General features: G+C 32.5%; 1 protein-coding gene. It reads left to right on the plus strand.

Features of this window, described 5'->3' with window-relative positions:
* The first annotated feature begins 311 nt into the window (after positions 1-311).
* Positions 312-1079, plus strand: a complete 768-nt coding sequence (locus tag HCG49_RS18380) for a Cthe_2314 family HEPN domain-containing protein (protein WP_168470936.1) — start codon at positions 312-314, stop codon at positions 1077-1079.
* The last annotated feature ends 107 nt before the right edge of the window (positions 1080-1186 follow it).

The raw sequence follows: 1186 nt of genomic DNA on the forward strand, positions 1-1186 counted from the left end.
CTTACTAATGGTTCAAGGCGTTACCCCTGCCCATAAGGGACTTGCACCCTCTAGATTAATTATCTACTTTGCAGTAGATAAAAGATGCCCATGCTGGGCACACACAAAACCTATGAAGTAATGCGGGCTCTGGTCTTCAATCTAAAGTTTTGTCTATATTTATGAAGGCGCAAAATCTTTCCGATTTTGCTCTGAGAATATAAAATAAATCAAAACGCAAAGCTTTTGCTGTGGGCAAACTGGAATGGTAAGCGCAAGTTTACCTCCGCACTACTCATAGCCGGCACGTTCTACGCAATTTGACCAAAACTATGGCTGAAGAGAATATTTCAAAGTTAGAATTACGAAAATCTTTTCTCGAATTTTATGAAAAAACGAGAAAGACTGCGACTGAACATCCTGAATTTAAATTAGGTCAAAATAATTATCGGCTACTATCAAAAAATGGAAAAGAAGCAAGTCGAGTATTTAACTTTATGACAAAAATTTATGGACTTATTACTGATTTAGAAAGAACTCATACTTTTATAAGACGATTTCCTATAAAAGATTATTACGAGGAAAATGATATTGACCAACTCGATTTTATAAAGTATCATTATGAGGTATTTATTCATAAAGTACACACATTACTTGAAGTCAAAAAACTATGGTTAAACGACTTTTATGAAATTGGACTAAAAGAAAAAGATTGTAATTGGAATAACTTAAAAACCTATAATAAAATTCAAAATTCACCAGCAAAAACAATAATTGATTCTTATTATGAGTCGTTTAAACATATAATAGAATTCAGGCATTTAAATACTCACAGAGCTTTTTTTAAAGACTCGAAAAAAGACGATTTAAAATCTGACTTATTCATTTATAACGGATTCAAAAAATACGGAGTTGAAGTTGGAAAGGAAAATAGAAAAATGAGACCTAAATTTATTGTAGATTATCAAATCAAAGAATACAGAAAAGAAAAATTAGAATACATAAAAAACGGAATTGAAGTTGCGAAAACTTATTCAGAATATTTTATAACAATTATTCAAACTGAATTATTCGATAAACTAATGAAAAAAACTGCCTAGAATCGAGTGGGTGGCTCCGCCATCTAATGACGGAGTGCACCCCTCACACCACCGTACGTACGGGTCTCGTATACGGCGGTTCGATAATGAAACTTAACGTTTGTAGT

The sequence above is a fragment of the Arenibacter sp. 6A1 genome (genome assembly GCF_012272855.1).
Classification (GTDB): domain Bacteria; phylum Bacteroidota; class Bacteroidia; order Flavobacteriales; family Flavobacteriaceae; genus Arenibacter.